General features: G+C 62.4%; 23 protein-coding genes and 1 pseudogene. 14 read left to right on the forward strand and 10 right to left on the reverse strand.

Annotated features, from left to right (window positions below; genetic code table 11):
- Window positions 1-1,023, forward strand: a 1,023-nt coding sequence (locus AVO45_RS00005) for a DUF2254 domain-containing protein (RefSeq protein ID WP_068343076.1), incomplete at its 5' end; no start/stop codon positions are given.
- A 23-nt stretch (window positions 1,024-1,046) separates the two neighbouring features.
- Here the strand turns inward: AVO45_RS00005 and AVO45_RS00010 are convergent.
- From AVO45_RS00010 to AVO45_RS00035, 6 genes are read right to left on the reverse strand one after another with little or no spacing between them, the layout of a single operon-like run.
- A complete protein-coding gene (locus tag AVO45_RS00010; protein ID WP_068343079.1) occupies window positions 1,047-1,331 on the reverse strand; it encodes a sll1863 family stress response protein in 285 nt (94 codons plus the stop codon).
- A 44-nt stretch (window positions 1,332-1,375) separates the two neighbouring features.
- Entirely contained in the window at window positions 1,376-1,804 is a 429-nt protein-coding gene (locus tag AVO45_RS00015) for a Dps family protein (RefSeq protein ID WP_082688602.1), read from the reverse strand.
- Complete coding sequence (locus AVO45_RS00020) at window positions 1,759-3,531, reverse strand: MFS transporter (RefSeq protein WP_082688603.1); 1,773 nt, start codon at window positions 3,529-3,531, stop codon at window positions 1,759-1,761. Before AVO45_RS00020 ends, AVO45_RS00015 begins: the two co-directional genes overlap by 46 nt.
- A 6-nt stretch (window positions 3,532-3,537) precedes the next feature.
- Window positions 3,538-4,287, reverse strand: coding sequence for an SDR family NAD(P)-dependent oxidoreductase (locus tag AVO45_RS00025; RefSeq protein ID WP_068343082.1), 750 nt, complete (start codon window positions 4,285-4,287; stop codon window positions 3,538-3,540).
- Entirely contained in the window at window positions 4,277-4,843 is a 567-nt protein-coding gene (locus tag AVO45_RS00030) for a DUF3833 domain-containing protein (RefSeq protein ID WP_240482025.1), read from the reverse strand. Before AVO45_RS00030 ends, AVO45_RS00025 begins: the two co-directional genes overlap by 11 nt.
- A gap of 11 nt (window positions 4,844-4,854) precedes the next feature.
- Window positions 4,855-5,073 (reverse strand): hypothetical protein, encoded by a 219-nt coding sequence (locus AVO45_RS00035; protein ID WP_068343086.1) that lies wholly within the window; start codon window positions 5,071-5,073, stop codon window positions 4,855-4,857.
- 428 nt (window positions 5,074-5,501) lie between these two features.
- Here AVO45_RS00035 and AVO45_RS00040 point away from each other — a divergent pair.
- From AVO45_RS00040 to AVO45_RS00060, 5 genes and pseudogenes are all read left to right on the forward strand, one after another.
- Window positions 5,502-6,083 (forward strand): annotated as a pseudogene (locus tag AVO45_RS00040) (IS6 family transposase).
- A 229-nt stretch (window positions 6,084-6,312) separates the two neighbouring features.
- Window positions 6,313-6,720, forward strand: coding sequence for a thioesterase family protein (locus AVO45_RS00045; protein WP_068343089.1), 408 nt, complete (start codon window positions 6,313-6,315; stop codon window positions 6,718-6,720).
- Window positions 6,721-6,732: 12 nt separating this feature from the next.
- Entirely contained in the window at window positions 6,733-9,486 is a 2,754-nt protein-coding gene (locus tag AVO45_RS00050) for a molybdopterin-dependent oxidoreductase (protein WP_068343092.1), read from the forward strand.
- Window positions 9,483-11,066, forward strand: coding sequence for a 4Fe-4S dicluster domain-containing protein (locus AVO45_RS19935; RefSeq protein WP_205627831.1), 1,584 nt, complete (start codon window positions 9,483-9,485; stop codon window positions 11,064-11,066). The genes AVO45_RS00050 and AVO45_RS19935 overlap by 4 nt, the downstream gene beginning before the upstream one ends.
- Before the next feature lie 42 nt (window positions 11,067-11,108).
- On the forward strand, window positions 11,109-12,431 hold the full coding sequence (locus tag AVO45_RS00060) for a phenylacetate--CoA ligase family protein (protein WP_068343094.1): 1,323 nt from the start codon (window positions 11,109-11,111) through the stop codon (window positions 12,429-12,431).
- An 82-nt stretch (window positions 12,432-12,513) separates the two neighbouring features.
- Here AVO45_RS00060 and AVO45_RS00065 read toward each other — a convergent pair whose 3' ends face one another.
- Both AVO45_RS00065 and AVO45_RS00070 read right to left on the reverse strand, forming a co-directional pair.
- Window positions 12,514-13,251: a thiamine pyrophosphate-dependent enzyme gene (locus tag AVO45_RS00065; RefSeq protein WP_205627832.1), complete on the reverse strand. Its 738-nt coding sequence runs from the start codon at window positions 13,249-13,251 to the stop codon at window positions 12,514-12,516.
- Window positions 13,252-13,334: 83 nt separating this feature from the next.
- On the reverse strand, window positions 13,335-15,077 hold the full coding sequence (locus AVO45_RS00070) for a 2-oxoacid:acceptor oxidoreductase subunit alpha (protein WP_068344641.1): 1,743 nt from the start codon (window positions 15,075-15,077) through the stop codon (window positions 13,335-13,337).
- Window positions 15,078-15,235: 158 nt separating this feature from the next.
- On the opposite strand from AVO45_RS00070, the gene had reads away from it, so the two are divergent.
- From had to AVO45_RS00110, 8 genes are read left to right on the forward strand one after another with little or no spacing between them, the layout of a single operon-like run.
- Window positions 15,236-16,300 carry a 6-hydroxycyclohex-1-ene-1-carbonyl-CoA dehydrogenase gene (gene had, locus AVO45_RS00075; RefSeq protein WP_068343099.1) on the forward strand — a complete coding sequence of 355 codons (1,065 nt, stop codon included), beginning with the start codon at window positions 15,236-15,238 and terminating at the stop codon, window positions 16,298-16,300.
- 12 nt (window positions 16,301-16,312) lie between these two features.
- Window positions 16,313-17,434, forward strand: a complete 1,122-nt coding sequence (gene oah / locus AVO45_RS00080) for a 6-oxocyclohex-1-ene-1-carbonyl-CoA hydratase (protein ID WP_082688604.1) — start codon at window positions 16,313-16,315, stop codon at window positions 17,432-17,434.
- Complete coding sequence (locus AVO45_RS00085; RefSeq protein WP_205627833.1) at window positions 17,431-18,219, forward strand: cyclohexa-1,5-dienecarbonyl-CoA hydratase; 789 nt, start codon at window positions 17,431-17,433, stop codon at window positions 18,217-18,219. The genes oah and AVO45_RS00085 overlap by 4 nt, the downstream gene beginning before the upstream one ends.
- Complete coding sequence (gene bcrC / locus AVO45_RS00090) at window positions 18,216-19,391, forward strand: benzoyl-CoA reductase subunit C (protein ID WP_068343100.1); 1,176 nt, start codon at window positions 18,216-18,218, stop codon at window positions 19,389-19,391. Before AVO45_RS00085 ends, bcrC begins: the two co-directional genes overlap by 4 nt.
- A complete protein-coding gene (gene bcrB, locus AVO45_RS00095) occupies window positions 19,388-20,695 on the forward strand; it encodes a benzoyl-CoA reductase subunit B (RefSeq protein WP_068343101.1) in 1,308 nt (435 codons plus the stop codon). Before bcrC ends, bcrB begins: the two co-directional genes overlap by 4 nt.
- Window positions 20,692-22,017 (forward strand): benzoyl-CoA reductase subunit A, encoded by a 1,326-nt coding sequence (gene bcrA / locus AVO45_RS00100; RefSeq protein ID WP_068343102.1) that lies wholly within the window; start codon window positions 20,692-20,694, stop codon window positions 22,015-22,017. The genes bcrB and bcrA overlap by 4 nt, the downstream gene beginning before the upstream one ends.
- Window positions 22,014-22,859, forward strand: a complete 846-nt coding sequence (gene bcrD / locus AVO45_RS00105) for a benzoyl-CoA reductase subunit D (protein ID WP_068343103.1) — start codon at window positions 22,014-22,016, stop codon at window positions 22,857-22,859. The genes bcrA and bcrD overlap by 4 nt, the downstream gene beginning before the upstream one ends.
- Before the next feature lie 24 nt (window positions 22,860-22,883).
- On the forward strand, window positions 22,884-23,126 hold the full coding sequence (locus AVO45_RS00110; protein WP_068343106.1) for a YfhL family 4Fe-4S dicluster ferredoxin: 243 nt from the start codon (window positions 22,884-22,886) through the stop codon (window positions 23,124-23,126).
- Between the two features lie 172 nt (window positions 23,127-23,298).
- Here AVO45_RS00110 and AVO45_RS19260 read toward each other — a convergent pair whose 3' ends face one another.
- Together AVO45_RS19260 and AVO45_RS00120 are read right to left on the reverse strand one after the other, a co-directional pair.
- The gene (locus AVO45_RS19260) at window positions 23,299-24,210 is read right to left on the reverse strand and encodes a GNAT family N-acetyltransferase (protein ID WP_169795986.1); all 912 of its coding nucleotides are present in this window, start codon (window positions 24,208-24,210) and stop codon (window positions 23,299-23,301) included.
- Between the two features lie 92 nt (window positions 24,211-24,302).
- Entirely contained in the window at window positions 24,303-24,803 is a 501-nt protein-coding gene (locus AVO45_RS00120; RefSeq protein WP_068343111.1) for a hemerythrin domain-containing protein, read from the reverse strand.
- Window positions 24,804-24,837 lie beyond the last annotated feature (34 nt).

Consider the following 24,837-nt stretch of genomic DNA (forward strand, 5'->3'; position numbering starts at 1 on the left):
CAAAAATGGACGTCAAACCAGTCTTCACCTCGTGCCCAGCAACTGATCGAAGAAGATACGGTGACCCAGAACGCGCTCGCAGCCTTTCTGGGAGCGTTCATATTTGCTCTGGCCTCGCTCATTCTTGTCGAGGTCGGCGTATACGAAGACCGATCCATCGCAGCCATATTCGCATTCACTCTTGTCGTCATTGTTCTGGTCGTAGTCGCCATCCTGCGCTGGATCGATCAATTGTCGAACCTTGGGGGCGTAGCGCAGACCGCAAGCAAAGTTGAAGCCGCGGCGCGGAAAGCATTGCACCGGAGATCTGAGTTGCCCTGTCTCGGCGCGGTTGCTTGCGACCTTGACGCCATCCCAGAGTCCGCGACGGCCGTTACCTCGGACCGGTCAGGATACGTTCAGCACATCGATGTCGGTGTGCTGGAAGAATGTGCCGCTGCAAAGGATGACCGGGTCTGGGTCATGGTGCTCCCTGGAACATTCGTTTCTGAAAACCAGGCACTGGCCAGCATTTCCGGCAGGCTGGATGAGGAACGGGTAAGGGATGCTTTTCTGGTCGGAGAAGAACGCAGCTTCGATCAGGACCCGCGTTTTAGTCTCCAGGTCCTTTCGGAAATCGCCCAACGGGCGCTGTCACCGGGGATCAACGATCCGACGACCGCCATTTCCATCATGGGACGGCTGCTGCGGTTGTTGTTGCCCTTGACCGCCGAAACCTCCTCGCCCGATACAGCGAGCTGCACTCGCGTTGGCGTTCCGCCGATCGCGGCAGCGAGTTTGTTGGAAGACACTTTCGACGCCATCGCACGGGATGCCGGCGACAAGGTCGAAGTTCATCTGTTCCTGCAATCGGCTTTGTGCCGACTGGCGCACAGCCAAGACACCGAAATGGCAACGGCTGCCCGTGTGGCATCTGCTCGCGCACGGGCCTTTTCGGATCGTGACCTGGCATTGAAAGAAGACCGGGACCGCGTTCTAGCCGCGGCCCCGGATATGGCTTCGAGGACTAGCTCCAAACGTTGAACGCCTGAACCGTTCCAGCTCTATCAAAAGCGGCTTGCCGCCTTCTGGATCGCTTCTTGAATTTCGCTCCACGCCTTCTCTGAGCCGAGCCGGACATCATCCCAAGCGCTATCGCTGGATTTTTGAACCTTGTCGATTTGCTCTTTCGCCTCTTCACGCTTGCTGCGGAGCTTCTTCAACTGATCCTCGTATTCCTTCTTGGCGTCGGCCTCTGCCTTCTTCCAGCGCGCTTCGAGCTCCTCGATTTGCGCATCCCAACGGTCCAGTTGTGCTTTTGCTGCTTGAATGAATTCTTTGCGCGTTGTCATTGCTTTCTCCTTTACCTGTCAAAAAATTTTTGCACTTGCTTCTCTTAAGAAGTCGCGATGGCTTTCAGCATCCAGACTGCTTCTTCGTGTTTTGCCATCCTCGCGTTCATAAGATCTTCCGTCGCCCCATCGCCGTGACGTGATGCAAGAGCAGCAGTCTCTCTCAACCTGCGCGCCAGCGACTCGTTGTCGTGGATCAATTGTTCAATCATTCCATGCGCGTCCCTGATCGTCTCTTCTTCGGTCAAATGCGCCTGGCTGATCATGTCCGTGACGGACAAGGGGGCGATCTGACCCAGGGCTCGAATACGCTCGGCCAATGCGTCGATGGCCTCGAACAAGTCGCGATACAGCCTCTCGGTCATTTCGTGGATCGGCACGAAAAGGGGTCCGACCACGTTCCAATGATACCCTTGCGTCTTGATCATCAACAGAACGCTGTCACACAGAACCTCGGTAAGGGTTCTGCGCATTGGCTTGGCTCCGGGGGAGAGGTGGTTTCGGTTTGCGCGCTGCCCGTGAACAGGTCGCGCGGCAGAAAGGCGAGAAGGGCAAGGGACAGGATCTTGAGCGCGCAAGGCACCAGCGCGTAGGCCGCGTTGAGCGCATCGAGCGCCGCTGCGTCATCGGTGCCGGCGGGGTCGAAGCCGACGAGGCCGAGGACGGGCAGCATTACCGCCGCGGCGAGGGCAAGCGACGCCTTGGCCAGAAAGCTCCAGAGCCCGAAGGCCTGCCCCGCCGGCAGCCCGGCGCGGCCGAGCGTGCTTGCCAGAAGGCTGGTCAGGATCACGCCATCGGCCCCGACTGCAACCCCGGAGGCGGCGGCGATGACGGCAAAGGAGAGCGCCGCGCCGGAGGGCAGCGCGTAGGCCCACACAAAGCTTGCGATGGCAAGGCACATGGCCCCGGCCAGCACCGGACGGGGGCCGTAGCGCGTGGCAGCGCGCGCCCAGGCTGGGGCGCTGAGCCCGCCGGCGGCGAAGAACAGCACGAGAAACGCGCCCGCCAGATGCGAGAGGCCCAGGCGCTGATCGACAAAGAAGATAAACAGCGTCGTTGTCACCGCCACCGGCAGACCGTTGACGAACGCCAAGGTGAGCACCCAACCCGCTCCCGAGCGCAAGAGCGTGCCGAGGTTCGGTGGAGGGCTGAGCGCGACGGGGCGGTGCCAGAGCGGGCGGGAAGCCCATGCCGCGACGATGGCGAGCGCCGCCGCGGCGCAGGCGAAGGCCGGGTATCCACCTGCATCGGGAAAGGCTAGGCCGAGAAGCTGCGGCCCCATCGCCCCAAGCGCGACGCCGGCCAGAATCCCGAGCTCGCGCGCACCGGCAAGCCGCAGCTGGGCCGCTGGCGCGTCGCTGCCGGCAATGCTGACGCTCTGGCCATAGAGCAACAGCGTGCCCAGCGAATAGGCAGTGAAAGTCAGAGCCAGCGCCGCAGCAAGGGCGCCCACGCCGCCCTGCGCAGGGACCACCGCGAAGACCCAGACCACCCCGACCGCCAGCCCGCCAAGCGCCAGGGTCGCGAACCGCCCGCGATGCGCGGCGAAACGATCGGTCAGCCGCCCGAGAAGCGGGTCCTGTACGAAATCCACCACCCGGATGAGGCCCAGAAGCGCTCCGATCTGGCCGAGGGTGAGCCCGAGCTCAGCGCTCGCAAAGCGCGGCAGGTGGATGTAGAGCGGCACGCCCACCGCCGCGAGCGCGGCGGCAAGAATCGCCACCCTCACCGCAGGAATGCGGCTGGCCCCATCATTTGTGACGACCCGGGTCATCGGCTCTTCATCCGCTGCAGCCGCACGAACGCGCCGACGAGCACCGGACGGAAGCGAAGAAACAGCAGATAGAGCCCTTCGAGCAGCCGGCGGATTCCGGGCAGCCCGCCGATCCGCGCAAAGGGCCGCTAGCCGGGGCAGCGTGGCCATCAGCGCGAGAAAGGCGGCCGCGCCCGAAATCACCTGGCCCTGGGCCGTCTCGACATGAAAGCGTGCCCGCGCAGAGGTGCGGCTTACACCCTCGGGCAGGGCTGTGTCCTCTCGGGCGACATCGACGAAGGCGATCTTCTCGGCGCCGCGCTGGCGGCGGTAGAAGGCGATTTCCGCCCGGCAGAGCGGACAGGCGCCATCATGAAATACCGTCAAAGCCGGATCGCGCGGCGTTGGCGCGGTTCGATGCGGATGGGAGAGCGACTTGGCGTTCATGTGCTCTCACTCCGCAGATCGTCGAGCGAACAGGGCATGAAAGAGCGGCAGCGGAAGCTTGCTTCCGAGCGTGAAGAGCCAGGAAAAGGGCGCGGGAAAGCTCGTCGAGAAGCGCCCGTGTCGGATCGCACGCATCACGCGCTGCGCCGCCTCTTCGGGCTCCATGATCTGGGGCATGGCAAAGTCGTTTTTCGCCGTCAGCCGGGTGCGGATGAAGCCGGGGTTGACCTGCTGAACGGTTACGCCCGTGCCGCGCAGATCGGCGCGCAGATTTTCGGCCAGATGCATGAGCGCGGCCTTCGAGGCGCCATAGCCGACTGCACCCGGCAAGCCGCGAAATCCAGCAAGCGAGCCAATCAAGACGACCCGCCCTTCGCCGTGCGTGGCCATGGCCGGCACGAGATGGGAAAGCACCCTGAGCGCGCCGGTGAAATTGACCTCGGCCATGGCTTCGGCCACGCCGGGGCGCCAGCTGCGCCCGCTCATCGGTTCGTAGGCGCCCGCGGCGTAGATCACGCCGAAGGGCGCGGGCACGGCGGCGCATGCGGCCGCCACCGAACCTGCGTCGGTCACGTCCATGGGCAGGGCCGTGATGTTCGGCGCCTCGCCAGCCACCGCGGCCAGCCGCTCGGAACTGCGGGCCGACGCGGTCACAGTTGCCCCTGCCGCGGCAAGCTCGACGGCCAGTGCACGCCCGAGGCCTTCTGAGGCGCCGATCACCCACCAGTGCCGGCCGACGAAAGGATCATTCGGCAACGATCTCGGCCTCCCTTGCCGGGCGCATTGTTGCAACCAACTCGGCCACCTTGATGCCGAATTTGCGCATCACCGACTTGTTGAGGATCACTCCATCCTCGGTCAGGTAGAGCCAGTCCACCACGTCGAGAACATGTCCGCCGGCGGTATCGGGCAGGCGCAACCGATAGCGCAGCATTACCGTGGCGCCGGACTGGCGGCCGCGTGCTTCGCCCACGATGTCGGGCGCGGTCCCGATGATCTCGCCATCATTTCCGAGCCGCAAGGTCCATTCACGCATCTGCTCTGTGCCGCTTGAATAGCGGAAGGTTTCGGACAGCCGGCCGGCGGCGCCGTCCCACACGCCTTCCATATTGGCCACGAACCTCTGGCTCATCCCGCCCGTCGGCCCGAAGATCACGCCTTCGGCGAGCATGGGTCCCGAAAGATGCCTGCGGATGTCGAAGACGGGCGTCGTTTCGGCATAGTCCTCTGACCGCTGGGACTGGAATCCCATCAATCGCGGCCAGGCATAGAGCCCCGCGCCGAACAGCGCGAGGAGAAGTAGTGTGGTCATCAGACATCTCCTCATGCGCGCGGCCTCGCCGGCGCGTGTTGTCGGATCCGGATCGGCTCAGGCACGTAGCAGCTGTCCAGCTTGTGGAGCCAGCTGCGCAGGAACGGCCCGTCAAAGTCCAGCCGCGCAACAACGCGGGCGGCGAGATCGCGAGCGGCGCAAAGCCCGGTGCTCCCCACCTCAACGACGACGATGCGGAGGCATTCAGAAGTTCCGGTGTAGATGGGCATGCGGCGGGATCCTTTTCATGACTTATGATCATTTACGCGAAACGATCGCCGTTGGACCAATCCAGTGCCCACGGATTGCCGTAAGCAAACCTGGCGAGGCCTAGTCAGAATAAACTGATTTCGTATGGTGTGAGTTGGGAGTTTCAGTGCTGGTCACAGTCATCTGCTTGGTTTCACCCAAGCAAACTAAGAAAATTCGCCAACACACCGAAGCAAGTGGGCGGGAAGGGGCGGCTTTCCACTTTTGCTCCGACAATACCCAGTATTGGACTCCGGATCGGCATTCAGCGCGTTCCCGATGGGCTTTGTCAGTGAGCTTCGGACGCGAATTTTTGTTTTCAGCTCAATTCCTTGCGGTTTAGATCCGGATTGGCCCTGTCAGAGGAACACGGCTTGCCGCGAAGGCAGGCGCCACCTAACGTCCGATTATGACGAAGAGATCCCCGTTCAAGTACTTCAAGACCAGCCCCGAGATCATCCGGCTGGCCGTGATGCTGTACATTCGCTTCCCGCTCTCGCTTCGCAATGTCGAAGACCTGCTCCATGAACGCGGTATCGACGTCAGCCACGAGACGATCCGGTTCTGGTGGAACAGGTTCGGCCCGATGTTCGCTTCCGAGATCCGGAAACGTCGGATCGAAGGGATGAAATCGAGCCGTTGGCGTTGGCATCTCGACTAGATGTTCGTGAAGATCAATGGGGAGCGGCACTATCTGTGGCGGGCGGTCGATCACGAGGGCGAGGTGCTGGAAAGCTACGTCACAAAGACCCGGGACAAGAGGGCCGCATTGAAATTCCTAAGGAAAGCAATGCGCAAGCACGGATGCCCCGAGATCATTGTTACTGATCGACTCAGATCCTATGGCGCCGCTCTGAAAGAGCTGGGCGCCGCCGTTCATTCCTCCGTTTACAACCATTTCAACCAGGAGCGCCACCTCTACACCCGCGAAAACTTCAAGCTGATCCGCAACGCCGCTCTCGCCAAGTGGCGTCAGCTATGTTCCGCCTAAGTTCCCGCGGTTCCCGGGCAACTGAGACTGGTTAGAATCCGTCTGACACCACCGATTTCTGAAAGCTTGCATCGCTCGTCTAACGCCATGAATTAGAGGGATAAAGTCCTCTTGGGGATTGTGCGGCAGAGCCGCGTGGTATTGTTCGACGGAAAAAATGTCTGGAAATTTACTTTCAAATAGGTAAGGTGGTACCGAAATACGTATTTAGCATGAAGTGGCGGTGCAAATGAATGAAAATCTGACCGTTGGAACGTCCATAACGCGAGCGATCAAGGTCGACAGAGACCGGACGATAGATTTCATGGGCGAGGATTGCCGGGTCTATGCGACACCGTCTCTGGTCCGCGACATTGAGCATACCTGCCGTGATCTAATCGTGGAGCGCGTGCTCAAAGGACAGGACTCGGTCGGCACGGTTGTGTCGATCACGCACACCGCGCCAACGCTGCTTGGCATGGAGGCTTTGGTAACCGTCACCGTGGCAGAGGTGGACGGGCGCAAGGTGGTGTTCGACGTCGTTGCCAAGGATGCCGTCGACACGATCTGCAAAGGCCGCCATGAGCGCTTCATCGTTGATGTCGACAAGACCCGGGAAAAACTTCGTCAGAAAGCAGCCAGGCTGCAGGAGAGCTGAAAGGCCAACCCCATGGGTACCTCTTCGAAACCGGTCTCCAAAAGCGTGTCGTCCTATTGCTATCAATGCGTGGCGGGACCGGACCTGATGAAGGTCGATGTGATCGACGGTGTGCCGGTGCAGATCCGGCCCAACGGGTCTGCCGCGGCGGTGCATCCCGCCCACGGCAAAGTCTGCGTCAAGGCGTTTGGCCTGATCCAGAAAACCAATAACCCCAACCGCATCCAGACCCCGATGATCCGCTCCAATCCCAGGAAGGGAAGGGATCAGGATCCCGGGTTTCGTCCGGCTACCTGGGACGAGGCACTGGATCTGATCTGCGGCAAGCTGATCGATACCCGCAACAAGGGGCTCACTGATGAAAGCGGATTCCCCCGCGTGGCCGCCAGTTTTGGCGGAGGCGGCACTTCGACCGTCTACATGGGCACCTTCCCGGCGTTTCTGAAAGCCTGGGGCCCGATCGACATGAGCTTTGGCAGCGGGCAGGGGGTGAAATGCTATCACTCCGAGCACCTGTACGGGGAATTCTGGCACCGGGCCTTCACGGTGTCCCCGGATACGCCGATGGTCGAGTTGATCATCTCGTTCGGGGCAAACGTCGAAGCATCGGGCGGCGTCTGCGGCGTGCGTCGCCATGCGGACGCGCGGGATCGTGGTGTCAAGCGGATCCAGGTCGAACCGCACCTGTCCATCACCGGCGCGTGCTCGGCGGAATGGGTTCCGATCCGTCCGAAAACGGATCCGGCTTTCATGTTCGCGATGCTGCATGTTCTGCTGCATGAGGTCGAGCGCGACAGGCTGGACGTGCCTTTTCTGAAAGCGCGGTCTGCCTCGCCCTATCTTGTCGCTCCCAACGGTTTCTACATGCGCGATCCGGCGACACGAAAGCCGCTGGTCTGGGATCTGAAGTCGGGACAGGCGGTGCCGTTCGATACCGAAGGCACAGACCCGGCCCTTGACGGCGAGTTCGTCGTGTCCGGGGTCGAGGTCGGGCCGGATGACAAGACGTGGCAGCACGAGGCGGTGAGCTGCAGGACCGGTTTCGGGCGCCTTGTCGATCACATTGCACCCTACAGCCCGGAATGGGCCTCGGGTATTTGCGATGTGCCCGCCGGGATGATCCGCAAGACGGCGCTGGAATTCCTGGAACATGCGCATGTCGGAGAAACAATCGAGATCGACGGCTGCACGATGCCGTTCCGTCCGGTTGCGATCTCGCTGGGCAAGACGGTCAGCAATGGCTGGGGTGGCTACGAATGTGCCTGGGCCCGCACTTTGATGGCTGTGCTGATCGGCGGGCTCGAAGTGCCCGGCGGCACCCTGGGCACCACGGTGCGGCTGAACCGCCCGGCAGACAACCGATGGTCAAGCGTCGTTCCGGGACCCGACGGGTTCATGAACTATCCGATGAACCCGACCCGAAAGGGCGAGTTCAACGAAACCTCGGGGTCGCGCCACGCGCATACAACGCTCATTCCGCTGGCCGCAAACTCACCTTGGTCGCAGGCATTGGGCCCGACGCATCTGGCGTGGATGGCCCAGAAACAAGGGTTTGCACACCTGCCTGATCCGACGCCGCCCGATGTCTGGTTCGTCTACCGGACCAACCCGGTCATCTCCTTCTGGGATACCAAGGCCGTCGGAGAGGCAATCGCGAAATTCCCCTTCACCGTCTGTTTCGCCTACACGATGGACGAAACGAACCATATGGCCGACGTGCTGCTGCCGGAATGCACCGATCTTGAGGGGTTGCAGCTGATCCGGATCGGCGGTTCGAAATATGTCGAGCAGTTCTGGGAACACCAGGGATTTGCGCTGCGTGATCCAGCTTCGAACCCCATGGGCGAGGCCCGCGACTTCACTTGGATCGCAACGCAGCTGGCCAAGCGTGTCGGGCTGCTCGAGGAATACAACACCGCCATCAACAAGGGTGCGGCCGGTGTCCGGCTATTCGGCGCGAACTACGATTTCTCGCTGGAGCCCGAGGCTGAACACTCGGTCGAGGAGATCTGGGACAGTGCCTGCCGTGCCGCCAGCGCGGAGTTGACCGATGGCGCTGAAAGCCAAGGCCTGGAGTATTATCGCCAACACGGATTCCGCACCGTGCCGTTCCCCAAGCGACGCTGGTACCTGTACCCGGCGATGGCCGAAAAGGGGCTGAGGTTTGAACTGCCCTACCAGGAACGCCTGTTGCGGATCGGGCAGGAATTGGGCGCCAGGTTGCACGAAATGGGTATTACCTGGTGGGACCGGCAACTCAGGGAATATGAGGCGCTGCCTCATTTTCAGGATCTCCAGAGTTTGTGGGAAAAGGCGATCGAGGCGCAATATGACGTCAAAATCGGCGATTACCCGTTCTGGCTGCTATCGGCGCGATCGATGCAGTATTCCTGGGGCGGCAACGCCGGTATCCAGATGATCCACGAGGTTGCGGCGAACGTAGCGGGGCATGGTGGAGTGGTGATGAACCCGCAAGCAGCCGCGAGACTCGGCCTGTCTGAAGGTGACCGGGTCGAAGTTTGCTCTCCGGTGGGTCGCACCGACGGCGCGGTGATCCTGCGCAACGGTATCCGCCCCGATACCTTGCTCATGATCGGGCAGTTCGATCACTGGAAGACACCGTTTGCCAAGGATCTCAAGACGCCCAGCATGAACGGCCTGGTTCCGATGTCGCTGGAACTGACCGACGCAACCGGGTCAGGTGCCGATCTTGTGCGGGTGGCCGTGAGAAAGGCAACGGGCGATGCTGCGAGGGCGGGCAAATGACGACATGGGCCATTGTCGCTGACCTGAATCGCTGCGTGGGCTGCCAGACCTGCACCTCGGCCTGCAAACATGCCAACGCAACCGCGCCCGGCGTACAGTGGCGCAAGGTCTTGGATTTCGAAACCGGCGAGTTCCCCACCGTGAACCGGGCCTTCCTGCCCGTGGGGTGCATGCATTGCGACGAACCATCCTGCCTGGATGCCTGCCCCTCGACAGCCACGCGCAAGCGCGAGGACGGCATCGTCACCATCGACTATGACCTGTGTATCGGCTGCGCCTATTGCGCGGTATCCTGCCCGTATCAGGCTCGGTTCCGGGTGGACAAGCCGACTGCGGCCTACGGCGGCATGCCGATGCGCCACGAGGCCAAGCGCGAGGATCCGGCCCGGCTTGGCGTGGCGCAGAAATGTACGCTGTGCGTCGAGCGCATCGACGAAGGGCTTGCCAACGGCCTCGTGCCCGGTGTCGACATGCAGGCGACGCCCGCCTGCGTGGCGTCCTGCATCTCGGGCGCGCTGCAGATGGGAGATCTGGACGACCCAAACAGCAATGTCTCGACGCTGCTGCGCACCAAGCGCCATTTCCGCATGCACGAGGAACTGGGGAACGGCCCCAACATCTATTACCTCTATGATGGCGAGATCGACGAAGTGTCCACTCCGAATGCGGTGCCGATGGTGGCCGAGCCGGTGGGGCTGGCGGCGGTATCGCCGAAACGCCAGACGAACTGGGACTGGCGGGCCGCCGCGAATTTCATCTGCGGCGGCACGGGCACGGGCCTGCTGGCAACGACGATGGCGGCGGGGCTGTTCGCGCCGGTGCTGTGGCCGGCGGTGCTGGTGGCGCTGGCCATCGTCGCGTCCGGGCTGTTCTGCATCTGGCTTGAAATCGGGCGCCCGTGGCGGTTCTTGAACGTGTTCCTCAATGCCCGGTTCAGTTGGATGACCCGAGAGGCGATGGCGGCGGTGCCGTTCTTCGGGTTCGGGGGGCTGTCATGGCTGTTGGGTTCGCCGGTGCTCGGGGTGCTGGGCGCGTTGAGCGGCTTGGTCTTCCTTTATTGTCAGGGGCGGATTCTGCGCGCCGCAAAGGGGATCCCCGCGTGGCGCCGGCCGGCGATTGTGCCGTTGATTCTGTTCACCGGCCTGGCCGAGGGGGCGGGCGTGCTTGCGGTGCTGGCCTTCGCAACGGGATGGAGCGCCGCGATCGGCACCAGTCTGGCGGCCGTCCTGCTGGTTCTGGTGGGGCTCCGTTTCGTGATGTGGCAACGCTACCGCGCGGACCTTGACCGGACCGGCGCCCCCACCGGGACGTTCCAGGCGTTCGACGCGATGCAGGCCGGGCTGTCGGCGGTGCCGCAGGGCGTCGTGGCCGGCTTGGTCCTGCTTGCGACCTTGGTGCCCACGGGGCAGGGGCTGCTCTTGGCCCTGGCAGGGCTGGGTGCGGCGGTCACCGGCTGGCTGTTCAAGCACACGCTGATCACAAAGGCCGCATTCACCCAAGGGTACGCGATCAACAGGATGCCTGCTCGCGGTGCCGGCAAGAGCAGCCCGGGCGTTCAACCAGGATGGCGCAAGGCCTGACCCGGCAAGCCCGGGGCGCCGAAGTTCAGGGAGGAAGAACCGATGCTGGTAACCAACCAAATCGACCCGGGGTTCATGTTCGAGCCACCGGCAGAGACCATGTCGCGCGCCGAGATCGGCGCGCTGCAACTGGAACGCCTGCGCTGGTCGCTGGAGCGTGCCTATACCGACGTGCCGCATTACCGCGCGGCCTTCGACAAGGCTGGCGTCACGCCGGCGGATCTGGGCAGTCTCGCGGATCTGCGGCATTTCCCCTTCACCGAGAAAACCCACCTGCGAGACAATTACCCGTTCGAGATGTTCGCCATGCCGCTGGAGAAGATGGCGCGCATCCATGCCTCGTCTGGCACCACCGGCAAGCCCACGGTGGTGGGGTATTCCGCTGGCGATCTTGAACGGTGGGCTGGCCTGATGGCGCGGTCGATGGCGGCGGCGGGCATCCGGCCCGGGGACCTGGTGCACAACGCCTATGGCTACGGTTTGTTCACCGGCGGGCTGGGCGCGCATTGCGGCGCCGAGAGGCTTGGTTGCGTGGTCGTGCCGATCTCGGGTGGTGGGACAGAGCGGCAAGTCACACTGCTGCGGGATTTTGGCCCCGGCATCCTGTGCGCCACCCCGTCCTACGCGCTCAACATCGCCGAGGTGGCCGAGGTCATGGGGGTCGATATCGCCCGCCTGCCGTTGCGGCGCGGGCTGTTCGGCGCCGAACCGTGGTCGAATGAAATGCGGGCCGAACTGGACCGGCGCCTTGGTATCAAGGCGGTCGATATCTATGGCCTGTCCGAGATCATGGGGCCGGGTGTCGCCTGCGAATGCGATGCCGAGCGCGACGGCCTGCACGGGTGGGAAGACCACTTCCTGTTCGAGATCATCGACCCCGAAACGCAAGAACCGCTACCGATGGGGGAGTCAGGGGAACTGGTGATCACGACCCTGACCAAGGAAGCGATGCCGATGATCCGCTATCGCACCCGGGACATCACCCGCCTGAGCGACGAGCCCTGCAGCTGCGGGCGCACCCATGTGCGTATCCTGCGTGTCGACGGGCGCAACGACGACATGATGATCATCCGGGGCGTGAACGTCTATCCCTCGCAGGTAGAGGCGGTGCTGGTGGGCTTCGAAGGTCTGTCGCCGCACTACCAGATCAAGCTGTTCAAGGACGGGCCGCTGGACGCCATGAGCCTGGATGTCGAGGTCGCCCCGGAAGCCTCGACAAGCCGCGAGGCGCTGGCGGAAAAGGCGGCGGAGGTACGCCACCACATCAAGTCGACCATCGGGGTGACCTGCGCGGTGAACGTGAAGGCGCCGGGAGAAGTCCCGAGATCCGAGGGCAAGGCGGTGCGGGTGGTGGACCTGCGCTGATCGGCTGGCCGGTAAAGCGGAAAAGGAAGAAGGGGCCGCCCGGATGGGCGGCCCCGTCCTGTTGCTGAGGCGGGGGGCGGCCTCAGATCTCGAAGGCGGCCTCGAGCGCGGAGATATCTCCCTCTTCATCGGACACCGAGGCGAAATAGGGTTTGCGCCGACCACGGTAGAGAATGCCGGTATTCATGCCGTCATCGGTCATGATGCGCCGCGCCGCGCGGGCGGGATCGTCGGTCTCGGGCACGCTGGCAAGGTGAACCTGGTTTTTCCACTCCCGCTCGTCCGGCCGGAAGGTCACGCAGGGGCTGAGGATCTCGACGAATGAAAAGCCCGGGTGGTTGATCGCCTGGACGATGGTTTCCGTGCAGGCCTTGATGTCGCCGGAAAACTCGCGGGCAACGAAATTGGCCCCCGAGGCCAGCGCGATCACCAGCGGGTGGAACGGCGACAGCCCGGTGCCGCCGGGCGACAGGGCGCTGTCCCAGTCCGGCTCGGTCGTCGGTGAAGGCTGCCCCTTGGTCATCCCGTAGACGCGGTTGTCCATCACGATATAGGTCATGTCCACGTTGCGGCGGCAGGCATGCAGGAAGTGGTTGCCACCGATCGAGAACCCGTCGCCGTCACCGCTCATGGCCAGAACCGTCAAGTCGGGGCGCGCAACCTTGAGGCCCGCGGCCACCGCCAGCGACCGGCCATGAACCCCGTGGAAGCCGTAGCAGTTGGTATAGGCCGGGATCCGCGAGGAACAGCCGATGCCGGATATGACGGCGATCTGCTCGGGTGGTCGTCCGAGTTTTGCCAGTGCCTTGGTAATCGACATCAGGACGTGGAAATCTCCGCATCCGGGACACCAGATCGGGTTTATGTCTGATTTGTAGTCGCTTGCTTTGAAACAGGGCGCGTTCATTGTGCTTTCCATTCCCGGATCTGAGTGGCGATTTCGTCGGGGCCGATGATATACGGGCCCTCGCGATTGAGCGACCTGACCTCGTAGGGCAGGTCGATATGCGCACGGATGTGTCGGTAGAACTGGCCAGAGAAACTTTGTTCCACGAATAGCACCCGCTTCGCCCCGGCAAGGGCACCTTCCAAGGCCTTGAGGGGAACCGGCAGGATCTGGCGCAACGAAACAAGGCGGGCCGAGATGCCTTCGGCGGCCAGGGCGTCGATTGCCTCGCGCGCAGCGCCGGTCAGGGACCCCCAGGTCAGGATCACGGTGTCGCTGCCATCGTCACCTTCGGCCACGCCCCAGTGATCGCCGTAGTCGAAGCCCTCGATCTTGGTGCGGCGCTTCTCGAGTTGTATCCGTTGGTCGTGCCTGGCCGAGGATGGGGCACCGCGTTCGGTATGCGTCAGCCCGTCGGCGGTGTATTGGCCTCCGTTTTGTCCCGGGATGGACATCGGCGACACGCCATCGGCTGTCACGGCGTAGCGCTTGTAGGGCTCGTCCGCTTTTTCAAAGGGCTTGCGGCGGGTCAGGAAGCTCACCTCGGCCGGTTTGTCGATCAGAACGCGGGCCTGCCCGATGGACTGGTCCGAAAGCAGGATCACCGGGGACTGCAACGTCTCTGCGATATGAACCGCCCATTGCGCGGTGAATAGGCAGTCGGCGACGCCCAGCGGCGCCACGACCACGTGGTCCGCGTCGCCGTGGAACCCGTAGACCGCGATGTTCAGGTCGGATTGCTCGGACTTGGTGGCGATGCCGGTCGACGGCCCTACCCGCATCACGTCGACGACGACGATCGGGGTTTCGGACGCCGCCGCAAGGCCCAGGCTCTCCATCATCAACGACAATCCTGGCCCCGAGGTGGCGGTGATCGACGGGCGGCCGCCGAAAGAGGCGCCGATGATCATGTTGATCGAGGCCAGCTCGTCCTCGGCCTGCACCAATGCGCCGCCGACCGAGGCGAGGGCGGGCGCCAGGTATTCCAGAACTTCGGTCGCCGGCGTGATCGGGTAGGCGGCCGCAAAACGGATGCCGCCGCGAAGGGCCCCGAGGCCCACCGCCTCGTTGCCGGTGATCAGCCAACGGTCGCAGGTCTTTTCTGCGGGCGGGGCCATTGAGATCGCGTGGCCGAACCCTGCCGCCGCTTGAATTCCGGCCTCGATGCAGGCGCGCCCATTTTCTATCGCCGCCTCTCCCTTGCTGCCTAGCTTGGTGGCAACAACTTCCATCACGCGTTCCAGCGACAGACCGACCAGCTGAGTCACAAGGCCGACCGAGATCATGTTCTCGCGCCCGCCCGGCAGCGACTTTGCAAGTTCTCCGATCGGGCATTGCACGATGGTGCAGTCGGCTTCGAGTACTGCCTTCGGCGGATCACCGGCAGCAGGATCACAGATTACCAGACCGCCCGAAGCGACCGGCATGGCGTTGATGAAGCGATCGGCGTTTTTCCAGTCGATGGCGACGAGGATATCGAACTGTTTTGACATGCAACTGGCGGGCTTGGTCGACAGTCGCACCAACGCGGCCGCCTCGCCGCCGCGAATCTGCGGTCCAACCGAGCGGTTCAGCAATCCGTACCAACCGGACTTGCCGGCCGCTTCCAGCAGGATGGCCCCCGCCGTCATCGCGCCGGCCCCGCCGCTGCCTACGATGGCAAATGAGATGTTGTTCGCGTGGTCAGAGTGGGCATTCATGATCGTTTCCATCTGCGTTTCGGCGGGCTTCCCGCCATGTTTCCCGCGCCGCCCTTTTTCTTTGTTGACTAAAAAATGGTAATGCGGTACCAAATTACGGTAATAAAGATCGAGACTGCTGTCAACATGGCTCTCGAGCCGGGAATGGGAGGATCAGGATGCCGACACGCTGGATGATGGTTTCGCCGGGGGAGCCGCTGGAAAAGGTTGAGTTCGAGCTTGAAAAGCCTGGCCCGGGCGATGTTGTCGTCGAGGTGTCGGGCTGCGGCGTGTGCCACACGGATCTGGGGTATTTTTATGATGGCGTGCGCACCAATCACGCGCTGCCGCTTGCATTGGGGCACGAAATCAGCGGCACGGTGGTAGATGTCGGCGAGGGCGCGGAGGAATGGCTTGGTCAGACCGTGATCGTGCCGGCGGTCATGCCCTGCGGCGAATGCGACCTTTGCAAGCGCGGCAAGGGCACCATTTGCCGGGCTCAGAAGATGCCGGGTAACGATATTCAGGGCGGATTTGCCAGCCATATCAACGTGCCCGCGCGCGGGCTATGTTCGGTTGATACCGACAGGCTTGCAGCCGTGGGGCTGACGCTGGCGGATGTCTCGGTGGTGGCGGATGCGCTGACTACGCCATACCAGGCGGCGGTGCAGGCCGGTATCTCGGACGGTGACCTTGTCATCGTGAACGGCGTCGGCGGCGTCGGCGGATACGCGGTTCAGGTGGCCCATGCGCTTGGCGCAACCGTGGTCGCGATCGACGTGGTGCCCGAGAAGCTGGAGGCCGTGGGCGACTATGGCGCAGCCCTGACGCTGAACGCCCGCGAACACGACGCGCGGAGCCTGAAGAAGACGATCGCGGAGTTTGCCAAGGCCAACGGCCTGAGGTCGACGGAATGGATCATCATGGAGTGTTCGGGCACCGCGGCCGGGCAGGCTACGGCCTTCAGCCTGCTGAACCACGGCGCGACCATGTGCGTGGTCGGCTTCACGATGGACAAACTCGAGGTACGGCTGTCGAACCTGATGGCGTTCCATGCTCGTCTGTTGGGCAACTGGGGGTGTCCGCCCGAACTTTATCCCGGCGCTCTGGAACTGGTGATGAGCGGCAAGGTCAAGCTGACCCCGTTCGTCGAACAGCGGCCGCTGAATGACATCAACGACGTTTTCAAGGCTGTCCACGAAGGAAAGATGACCCGGCGCCAGATCCTCGTGCCCGGACTCTAAAGGAGCAACATCATGAACTACGCAAAGTTCGAATTCGTTTCACATGACCTGGTGTCCGACGCCACCCGCGAAGCGATCTCCGACAAGGTGATCTTCGAGAAGCGGCCGGCGAAACTGCCCGATGGCACGGTGGTCGACGGGCTCTACAACGCGTGGATCACGCTGAACAACCCGTCGCAGTACAACTCGTACACGACCGACATGGTCAAGGCCGTGATCCTCGGGTTTCGCGCCGCATCCAACATGCGCGACGTGAACGCGGTGGTGTTCACAGCGGTGGGCGACAAGGCCTTCTGCACCGGCGGCAACACCAAGGAATACGCCGAGTACTATGCCGGGCGGCCCGAGGAATACCGCCAGTACATGCGGCTGTTCAACGACATGGTTTCAGCCATTCTTGGCTGCGACAAGCCCGTGGTGTGCCGCGTCAACGGCATGCGCATCGGCGGCGGGCAGGAAATCGGCATGGCATGCGATTTTTCGGTGGCCTCGGACCTTGCGCGGTTCGGACAGGCCGGGCCCAAGCACGGCAGCGCGGCGATCGGCGGCTCGACCGACTTCCTGCCACTGATGATCGGCTGCGAGATGGCGATGAACTCGGGCGTCCTTTGCGAGAGTTTTTCGGCGCATGAGGCGATGAGGCTGGGCATTCTGACCGACATCGCACCGGCGCTGAAGGTGGATGGCAAGTTCGTGCCCAACCCGCTGGTCGAGACCCGCATGGTCACCGACGAATGGGGCCGGATCGTGCATGGCAAGCCCAAGACCGGCGAGGCGCTGGCCGAGGGCAAGGCGCTGATGGCGCGGGGCGAGGTGGACCTGAGCGAGCTGGACCGCAAGGTCGAGGAGCTGTGCGGCAAGCTGCTGCTGACCTTCCCCGGCTGCACCACCAAGTCGGTCGAGGAGCTGCGCAAGCCCAAGCTCAACGCCTGGAACATGAACAAGGAGAACTCGCGCGCCTGGCTGGGCCTGAACATGATGGCCGAGGCCAACATGGGCTTCCGCGCCTTCAACGAGGGTAACCGCGAGGTCGGCCGCGAAGTGGACTTCGTGCAGCTGCGTAGGGAACTGGCCGACGGCGCCAAGTTCACACCCGAATACATCGACAGCATGATGCCGGGGGTGCGCAAGTGAGCACGCAGGTTGCAGAAAAGGGCACCGTGGTTGCCGATACGCTGGCGCTGGATGGCACGCTGCTGCGGCTGAAGCTGAACCGGCCCAAGGCCAACATCGTCGATGCCGAGATGATCGGGGCATTGGACGGCGCGTTGGCCGCGCAGCAGGACAACCGCGATCTGGTAGCCGTGCTGGTCGAGGCCGAGGGGCCGCATTTCAGCTTCGGCGCCTCGGTCGAAGAGCACCTGCCCGAAAGCTGCGAGCAGATGCTGAAATCGCTGCACGGGCTGGTCAGGCGGATGCTGGAATATCCGGTGCCGGTTCTGGTCGCCGTGCGCGGGCAGTGCTTGGGCGGCGGGTTGGAGGTGGCGATGGCGGGGCATATGATCTTTGCCGCGCCGGATGCCAATCTCGGCCAGCCCGAGATGTTGCTGGGGGTGTTCGCGCCGGCCGCGTCCTGCCTGTTGCCGGGCCGCGTCGGCCAGGCGCGGGCCGAGGACCTGCTGTATTCGGGCCGCTCGGTCAGCGGCGCCGACGCGGCCGAAATGGGGCTTGTCGACGCGGTCGATCCCAGCCCCGAGGCCGCCGCCGTCACCTATGTCGAAACGCACCTCAAACCCAAGAGTGCCAGCAGCCTGCGCATGGCGGTGCGGGCGGCGCGGGCCGGCTATTGCCGACAGGTGATCGCCCGCTTGGACGAGGTCGAGGCGCTGTACCTCGATGAATTGATGTCAACCCGTGATGCGGTTGAAGGGCTGGACGCCTTTCTCGCGAAACGCACAGCAAAGTGGGAAAACAGATGACGGACAAATCGGTATCCGAAATCGTCGCGCGCTGCGAAGCTCTGTACGAGGATCTGAACTTCACGGCCGCCCGCGAATGGAAAGAGGCCGAGCCGGGCCGCAAGGTCATCGGCTACATGCCGATCTACGTGCCGCGCGAGTTGATCCACGCCGCCGGAATGCTGCCGCTTGGCATCATGGGCGGCGGTGACAACCTCGAGGTCATCCACGGCGACGCCTATTACCAGAGCTACATCTGCCGGATCCCGCGCTCGACCATCGAACTGGGCGTTTCCGGGCGCTTGGATTTCGTCGACGGCATGCTGTTCCCGTCCATCTGCGACGTGATCCGCAACCTGTCAGGCATGTGGAAGATGCTGTTCCCCGAGGTGTATGCCAAGTATTTCGACGTCCCCCAGACCTATCAGGACGAGGTCGGCGGCGTGTTCTACACCAACGAGATGCGCGAGTTTCTGCACGACCTTGAAGGCATCGCCGGGCACAAGATCACCGATGACGACATCCGCGCCTCGATCGAGGTCTACAACGAGAACCGCCGGGCCATCGGCGATCTCTACGCGCTGCGGGCGGCGCAGCCGTGGAACGCACCGGCCTCCGAGGCCTACCTGGTGATCCGCGCCGGGCTGGTTCTGCCGGTCGAAGAGCATACGCAGCTGGTCCGCGACTACATCGCCGCCGCCAGCGCCGAAGAGCGCCCGCTGAAGGACAACAGCCGCGTGATCCTGACCGGCATGTTCTGCGAACAGCCGCCGCTGAACCTGATCAAGTCACTGGAAATGTCCGGCTGCTACATCGTGGATGACGATTTCGTCCTGATCAGCCGTTGGCTGCTTGGTGATGTCCCGACCGAGGGTGACCCGGTGCACAACCTGTCGCAGGCCTTCCTGCACCGGTCGATGTCGACGGCGGCAAAATACGAACCCGACCAGGCCGAGAAGGGGCAGTTCCTGGTGCGCGCGGTACAGAAAGCCGGAGCTGAGGGAGTCATCTTTGCCTCGACCAGCTTCTGTGACCCGGCCCTGCTGGACCGGCCCATCCTTCAGAACGTGCTAAAGCAGGCCGGCATTCCCTACATTGCGTTCAAGTACGCCGAGAACTCCGGCCAGATGCAGCCCATCCGCGAACAGGCCGGAACCTTCGTGGATTCAATCAAATTGTGGAGCGCAGCATGAGATCTCCTAACGTCAAAGCCCAGCCCCAGGACGTCGTCAAAGACGCCTCGATGATCAAGCAGAAGGAGATGATGGCGAGCCACTACGAAAGGCTGACCGGCGCTCCGCAGACCGGCGCGAAGGTTGCCTCGACTTTCGTGCCCGGCAACCTCAACGAGTTGATCATGTGTTTCGACCTGGTAAACAACCTGCCCGAGGTCAACGCGATCCAGAGCGGCCTGCGCAAGCAGAGCGGCGGCTACATCATGGAGGCCGAGCGGGCAGGGCATTCGGAAGATGTCTGCACCTATGTCAAATCCGACATCGGCATGATGATGAAGGGCAACATCGGCCCCAACGGCAAGCAACTGCCGAACCCGGACGTGCTGCTGCTGTCGTACACCGGCTGCTTCACCTTCCTCAAATGGTTCGAACTGCTGCGCGAGCAGTACAAATGCCCGACGATCTTCCTGCAGACGCCCTACATGGCTGACGGCAAGATTACTAAGAACATGATCGACTATATGGTCAAGCAGTTCAAAGAGGACGTGATCCCGACGCTAGAAGAGGTCTCGGGGGTCAAGTTCGACATCGACCGGCTGCGCGAGTACCTGGCGAAATCGGCCAAGGCCGAGGATGACCTCGTGCATGTCCTGCAGAGCGCCAAGAACAAGCCGTCGCCGATCGATGCCTATTTCGGCGGCATCTACTATATCGGGCCGATCTTCGGGGCGTTCCGCGGAACTGATGACGCCATCGACTACTATCGCTTCCTGCGCGAAGAGGTCGATGCCCGCGTCGCTGCTGGCAAGGGGCCGGTGACCCCGGATGGCGACATGGGCGAGGAGAAATACCGCCTCGTGGTCGAGGGCCCGCCGAACTACACCTCGTTCCGGCAGTTCTGGAAGATGTTCTATGACGAAGGCGCCACCGTCGTCGCATCCTCCTATACCAAGGTGGGCGGCACCTATGATTTCGGGTTCCGCCACGATCCCAGCAAACCGCTGGAGTCGCTCGCCGAATACTGCCTTGGCGTCTACACGAACCGCAGTCTGCCGATGCGTATCGACATGCTGGTCAACTACATCAACGAGTACGAGGCCGACGGCCTGCTGATCAACTCGATCAAGAGCTGCAACAGCTTCTCGGCTGGTCAACTACTCATCATGCGCGAGGTGGAAAAGCGTACCGGCAAGCCGGCGGCCTTCATTGAAACCGACCTGGTCGATCCGCGGTACTTCTCGGCGGCCAACGTCAAGAACCGTCTCGAAAGCTACTTCCAGATGGTTGAACAGAAACGCAGCGGGAAAGGGGTGGCAGCATGAAGACCTTTGTAGGAATTGACCTCGGTTCCACTACCACCAAAGCGGTGCTTTTGGACGAAGAAGAGCGCGTTCTGGGGCGCGGGATTACGAACTCGCGGTCCAACTATGATACTGCCTGCAAAGTGGCCACCGAAGAGGCCAAGATCGACGCGCGCTTTACGCTGTTTCGTCGGGAGTTCGGTGGAACCGATACGCTTGACGACCAAGTCGAGGATTTCCTTGGGGCGCTGGAACGTTCCTTCCGGCTGGAGCAGTTCCTGGAGCAGCTGGGCGACTTGGAGGAAACCTGTACCCGTCTGGTCCGGGGCGAGCGTTTCGAGAAGATTGGCCGCGAGGTGAAATCGGCACTGGCCGAGGTCTTCAAACGCCTTCGCGCAGAAGCGCCAGCGATGTATGCGCCCGACGCCGAGCGCAAGTCGGACTTCTTCCGGGACATCGCCGGCTCCCGCTATCTGGCAGTGGCCGAGGAGGTCGGACGCGACGCCGGCATCCCCTATGATGTCCTGCTCAACATCTACGACAAGTCGATCATCGCCGTGGAAAACCGCCCGCCCTCGGGCAGTCTGAACGAAAAGTTCAAGAGTGCGCTGGAGCGGGTTGCCAAGGAAGGGGCCGGCTTTTCCCGCGAGCTTGGCGAAAATGCCGAACGCGCGCTGGGGATCGAATTGGAAGAAAGCTATCTGGTTGGAACCGGTTACGGCCGCGTGACCCTGCCGTTCTCCAAGGAGCACATCCGTTCAGAGATCCTGTGCCACGGGCTGGGGGCGCACATGATGTACCCGAAAACCCGCACGGTTCTCGATATCGGTGGTCAGGATACCAAGGGGATTCAGGTCGACGCCGACGGCATTGTCGAGAACTTTCAGATGAATGACCGCTGCGCGGCGGGGTGTGGGCGCTATCTCGGCTATATCGCGGACGAGATGAACATGGGCCTGCACGAGCTTGGCCCGCTGGCGATGAAATCGGGCAAGCCGGCCCGCATCAACTCGACCTGCACCGTCTTCGCGGGCGCCGAGCTGCGGGACCGCCTGGCCCTGGGAGAGAAGCGCGAGGACATCCTGGCCGGCCTGCACCGCGCCATCATCCTGCGGGCGGTTTCGATCCTGTCGCGCTCGGGTGGCGTGGCCGATCAGATGACCTTTACCGGCGGCGTGGCCAAGAACGAGGCCGCGGTGCGCGAACTGAAGAAGCTGATCGCCGAGAACTACGGAGACGTGACAATCAACATCAACCCGGACTCGATTTACACCGGCGCACTGGGCGCAGCCGAATTCGCCCGTCGCGCCGCCGAGGGCCGCATGGAAGGGCTGGACGCATGACACTGACTGCTGGAATTGACGTTGGTACGGGCGCGGTAAAGGCCGCGATTTTCCGGGTGGAGGACGGCAAGGAGGAATGGCTGTCGCGCTGCACGCTCAGAATCCGCCAGAGGGACCCGATGCAGTTGTCTCGCGAAGCCTTTGAACAGGTGCTCGAAGACGCCGGGGTTCAGGAAAGCGACCTCGATTACGTGGCCACGACCGGCGAGGGAGAGACCATTCCCTATCACACCGGCCACTTCTACTCGATGACATCGCATGCCCGCGGTGCGCGCTATCTCAACCCGAAATCCATGGCCGTCCTCGATTGCGGGGCGCTGCATGGCCGCGCCATGATCACCGATGCCGCCGGCAAGGTCACCAACTACAAGATGACCAGCCAGTGTGCGTCAGGATCCGGGCAGTTCCTCGAAAACATCGCGCGCTACCTGGGTATTGCCCAGGATGAGATTGGCAAACTGTCGATGCAGGCCGATGATCCAGAGGAAGTGTCATCCATCTGTGCGGTGCTGGCCGAGACCGACGTGATCAACATGGTGTCGCGAGGCATCACCGCACCCAACATCCTCAAGGGCATTCACCTATCGATGGCGAGCAGACTGGCACGTCTGCTGAAATCCATCGGTGTCAGGAACGACCTGATCATGATGACCGGCGGCCTGGCGCAGGACGAGGGGCTTTGCCAGGCCATGCGCGAGCAGCTTGCCAAGATGAAAGGCGTCGATGCCGAGGTCTTGAACCATCCGGATTCGATCTATGCGGGCGCCATCGGTGCAGCGCTTTGGGGCGCATTCCGGTACGAAAAGCTCGCCCAAAGCGGCCAGATACTCAAAGCATCCTGAGGACCAAGGAGGAGGACCAGACACATGGCACTAATGATCGTTGACCCTTGCACCGCGTGCGACGCCTGCGAGCCGGTTTGCCCCAACGAGGCCATCACGGCGGGCGATCCGTATTACGTCATCGACCCGATGAAATGCACCGAGTGCGTCGGCGAAGAGGATGAGCCCCAGTGCAGGCTGGTCTGCCCAGAGGACTGCATCGTGCAAAACCCGGATTGGGAGGAAACCCAAGAGGAATTGCAGGCCAAGTATGAGGCCCTGCACTGAATCGGGCACCAGTGCGCTTTGAACAATTGGCAGAGGGTCGGAAAGCAGGTGCTTTCCGGCCCTTTCGCGCTTTGCTGCTCTGGAGCCCCCGCAACTGATTGCTGGAACGAATTGACCCCGGCCGGCCGCCATGGCCACGGGGTCATTCGATTGCGCGTCGGGAATGGTCCGGTCAGAGCGGTTTGGAGAGAGAGATCCGTTGCGCGGGCCGGAAGCCTACAGAGCTGAAGTAGCCAATCAGCGGTATATCGTTCCAGTCGACCTCGGTACGTACGGTTTCCACCTGCAAGGCCTTGAGATTGGCCATCAGCTTTGCCATCAGGAAACGGCCGATGCCTTGGCCGCGGAAACCGGTGTCGACACCGATCGAGTCCATGACGGCCTCCGTGCTGGTGCGGCCGAACTCGCCGTAATCCACGCGTGCCATGATGAAGCCGGCGGGAAATCCGTCCTGTTCTGCCACCAGTGATACCCGAACGCCGCTTTGATTCAGGGCCTCATCCTGTTTCCGAGAGAAATAGTCGGTTCGCTCGGATCCGGAACTTTCCGCGTCGATCGAGATGATCTTGGCAAGATCGGATTCCCTCATGCTGCGTACTGGAACGAAGTCGTGGGACAGCGCGTTGCCGGCATCTCCGTCAGGCGAGCTGTAGTCCAGCTCCAGTGCGTTGGCGGCGGGGTCGTCCCGAAGTTCATGCGGCATTTCCCTGGTAGTGCGGGTCAGCACCATGCGAGGGGCCATCTTGAAACCGGAATGGGCAAAGAAGCTGAGCAGCGGCCACTGGTCCCAATCAACCTGGCTGTCAAACTCGGTCACGCCCTTGTGGCGCAGGACCTTTTCAACTTCTTCCAGCAGGCGATGCCCGATACCTTGTAGCCCGTGATCAGGATTGACGCCGATCGCATCCAGAGAGGCGCTGGCACCTGTTTTGCCGAACTCGCCCTTGTCCAGCTTGGCGAATGCGAAGCCTGCCAGTTCCTCACCGTCAAAAACTCCGACAAAGACATAATCTCGGGGGTTGTCGATTGCGGCTTGGAGCCGTTTCTCGAAATAGCCGCGTCGAGGCGACCCGGACGCGGCCATGTCGATGGCGATGACCGCCTCGAGATCGCTGGGGGACAGGGGTTTTGCGTTGGGTTGGGCCAATGTGTCAGGCATCTTCGGGCTCGCTGGTTTCAATGGTTGCCGGCATATGCGGCAGACAGTTCCATATCGGTTTCGGGATCCAGAAGATCCTCGAGCGCCGGAACAAGCGCCATTTCTTCCTTCTGAATATGGGCGTACATGCGTTCGATCAGTTCGCCGGCCACGTTTCGGAACTCAGTCCATGACTCGTCGGTGAATCCGTTTTCCAACGTGTCACGAGACATTTCGGCGACTTTGGTTCCCAGCGGCGTTAGCGCGCGGTGTTCCTCGCGCAGGTGTTCCCCGATACCGACATCTCCCATGTCCTCGAGGCGGGTGAAAAGCTCGGTTTCCTCGAACGCGAAATGCAGGTTGACCTCTTCTTCCAAAGCACCGATTGCCTGTGTCAGAGTGGTCCTGACCCACGCATCGCTGGTGTCGGGTGCCTTTTTCCGGTGCTTGGCGATCAGCTGATCAAGCGCTTCGATCACGGCGATCGTTTGCTGGTGGTCCTCGTGAAGAAGTTGCGCCGTGCGTCGTGAGAAGGTCATGGGTGTGTCCGTCAGCTTAAATATATAAATAAGT

It is taken from the genome of Ruegeria marisrubri, assembly GCF_001507595.1.
In the GTDB taxonomy this organism is placed as follows: Bacteria; Pseudomonadota; Alphaproteobacteria; order Rhodobacterales; family Rhodobacteraceae; genus Ruegeria; species Ruegeria marisrubri.

Coding starts and splice junctions, on each gene's coding strand:
- bcrA (WP_068343102.1), top strand. CDS start 20,692: ATGAAGACCTTTGTAGGAATTGACCTCGGTTCCACTACCACCAAAGCG.
- had (WP_068343099.1), top strand. CDS start 15,236: ATGCCGACACGCTGGATGATGGTTTCGCCGGGGGAGCCGCTGGAAAAG.
- AVO45_RS00060 (WP_068343094.1), top strand. CDS start 11,109: ATGCTGGTAACCAACCAAATCGACCCGGGGTTCATGTTCGAGCCACCG.
- bcrB (WP_068343101.1), top strand. CDS start 19,388: ATGAGATCTCCTAACGTCAAAGCCCAGCCCCAGGACGTCGTCAAAGAC.
- AVO45_RS00065 (WP_205627832.1), bottom strand. CDS start 13,251: ATGTCGATTACCAAGGCACTGGCAAAACTCGGACGACCACCCGAGCAG.
- AVO45_RS19260 (WP_169795986.1), bottom strand. CDS start 24,210: ATGGCCGCGTCCGGGTCGCCTCGACGCGGCTATTTCGAGAAACGGCTC.
- AVO45_RS00020 (WP_082688603.1), bottom strand. CDS start 3,531: ATGAACGCCAAGTCGCTCTCCCATCCGCATCGAACCGCGCCAACGCCG.
- AVO45_RS00070 (WP_068344641.1), bottom strand. CDS start 15,077: ATGAATGCCCACTCTGACCACGCGAACAACATCTCATTTGCCATCGTA.
- oah (WP_082688604.1), top strand. CDS start 16,313: ATGAACTACGCAAAGTTCGAATTCGTTTCACATGACCTGGTGTCCGAC.
- AVO45_RS00010 (WP_068343079.1), bottom strand. CDS start 1,331: ATGACAACGCGCAAAGAATTCATTCAAGCAGCAAAAGCACAACTGGAC.
- bcrD (WP_068343103.1), top strand. CDS start 22,014: ATGACACTGACTGCTGGAATTGACGTTGGTACGGGCGCGGTAAAGGCC.
- AVO45_RS00045 (WP_068343089.1), top strand. CDS start 6,313: ATGAATGAAAATCTGACCGTTGGAACGTCCATAACGCGAGCGATCAAG.
- AVO45_RS00110 (WP_068343106.1), top strand. CDS start 22,884: ATGGCACTAATGATCGTTGACCCTTGCACCGCGTGCGACGCCTGCGAG.
- AVO45_RS00050 (WP_068343092.1), top strand. CDS start 6,733: ATGGGTACCTCTTCGAAACCGGTCTCCAAAAGCGTGTCGTCCTATTGC.
- AVO45_RS00030 (WP_240482025.1), bottom strand. CDS start 4,843: ATGACCACACTACTTCTCCTCGCGCTGTTCGGCGCGGGGCTCTATGCC.
- AVO45_RS00015 (WP_082688602.1), bottom strand. CDS start 1,804: ATGCGCAGAACCCTTACCGAGGTTCTGTGTGACAGCGTTCTGTTGATG.
- bcrC (WP_068343100.1), top strand. CDS start 18,216: ATGACGGACAAATCGGTATCCGAAATCGTCGCGCGCTGCGAAGCTCTG.
- AVO45_RS00120 (WP_068343111.1), bottom strand. CDS start 24,803: ATGACCTTCTCACGACGCACGGCGCAACTTCTTCACGAGGACCACCAG.
- AVO45_RS00035 (WP_068343086.1), bottom strand. CDS start 5,073: ATGCCCATCTACACCGGAACTTCTGAATGCCTCCGCATCGTCGTCGTT.
- AVO45_RS19935 (WP_205627831.1), top strand. CDS start 9,483: ATGACGACATGGGCCATTGTCGCTGACCTGAATCGCTGCGTGGGCTGC.